The sequence below is a fragment of the Bacillus cereus group sp. BceL062 genome (assembly GCF_051780025.1).
GTDB classification, from domain to species: Bacteria; Bacillota; Bacilli; order Bacillales; family Bacillaceae_G; genus Bacillus_A; species Bacillus_A toyonensis.
The window spans coordinates 1-1,451 of record NZ_JBPWGY010000045.1 but is presented as its reverse complement, the minus strand read 5'-3'; the positions used below and the strand labels follow the sequence as shown (position 1 = coordinate 1,451).

Genomic DNA, 1,451 nt, shown 5'->3' with positions numbered 1-1,451 from the left:
CAATCTAACTTCTACACTTAAATATTCATTTGAAATATCAAATTCTGCATTGGCTTGGTGATCAATAAATTTCCCCTTTTTAATAGGACATTTAAAAACAATATTTGCATCATCACTCTCTGTAGTTATCTGCCATGTATCCCACTCTCCTTGAATAGTACGCAATACCTTTTTAGAGAAATCACCAATATCATGACATTCGAATGTACCTGGTGTATTATTAGTTTTTTTAATATCGCTATTTATTTGTGAAAAGGAAACAGAAGAAACTGTGTCCCACCCATTTTTATTCTCAATAGTATTGTTTGATTGACTATTTTTCGTTTCCGACTTAATACCCTCCTCTGTTTTAGAAATCATTTTCTCACTTACTTTACGACATCATTAATTTAAAATGTATCACCGCCAACTTACAATAAATGCCACTTAAAATAATAAACCTTATAACATTCCTCCCCATCCACCGGAAAAATGTTTCATTTTGAAAACTCTTCAAGGTTTATTTTCTTTGTCTTTTTTTCGAAAAAGCATCAAATATTTTCATCAAATCTCACCCTTGGCTTGTCATAGTTTTCCCTAAGAGTTCTTTGTTTTTGGGATTAATTCTCCATTAATCTTAAGTCCTCCAACAGTTAATTCAATTGACTTAAATTGAAATCCACTACTCTGTGGCCATTTAACATTTTCCATACACTTATTTAGAAATGTATCTAATGTCGGTAAATCTTGAAAAGGATCCTCTTTCTTAAAATCTATCCATTGATCGAGTTTAGCTAAACCCTCTCCGATTCCCCCTCCTAAAGCACCACCTAATGAAACACCTAATGCCATTTTCCACCTAGTTTTTATCAACTTCAAAAAGACATTTTCTTTTTTCACCTTCGAGATTTTAAATCGATCAAATAATAATTCATCGTCTTCGCCACTTTCACTATTGAAATCTTTAGCTGCTCCACTAATTTCTGAACAATCCGTATCTAAACTAGCATCAATAGCCCCATTATTACTTACAGTAGCCTTATTCAGCCTGTCCAGAGGTATTCTTTCTTCTTCATCATCAAATAATGAAAATGCTCCTCTAGTAATACTACTCTGACCAGCCGCTTCGACTGTATCATCCAAAACAACAGTAGACACCTTACTAAAAACATTTTCAATGGTCGCAGATCCTGTTTTAATGGCAATCTCAACTGCTCCGGTAATTACTTTACTTAAACTCTTAAAAACTACTTCGGCGACTCCGCCAATTCCCTCGCCAAACATTCCACCTACGAAACCGCCTAGTATTGAAAATCCGATATCTGCTATGCTTTCCTTTACAAATTCTCTTGTTTGGTAAGCTTTGCTCGCTTGAATACTTAGAGAACTTACAAGGCTATTTTTCTTAGGAAAAAATGTTATTTGATTCTTATCTGTGGTACCTATTGTAAAATTTTCCTTGTAATCGAGGG

The 1,451-nt window shown here is 34.0% G+C and carries 2 protein-coding genes; both read right to left on the bottom strand.

Features of this window, described 5'->3' with window-relative positions:
• A partial coding sequence (locus ACS2MN_RS30915; protein ID WP_438894972.1) for a TULIP family P47-like protein occupies positions 1-360 on the bottom strand: 360 nt, incomplete at its 3' end.
• Positions 361-576: 216 nt separating this feature from the next.
• The coding region (locus tag ACS2MN_RS30910) for a hypothetical protein (RefSeq protein ID WP_438894971.1) at positions 577-1,451 on the bottom strand (875 nt) is incomplete at its 5' end.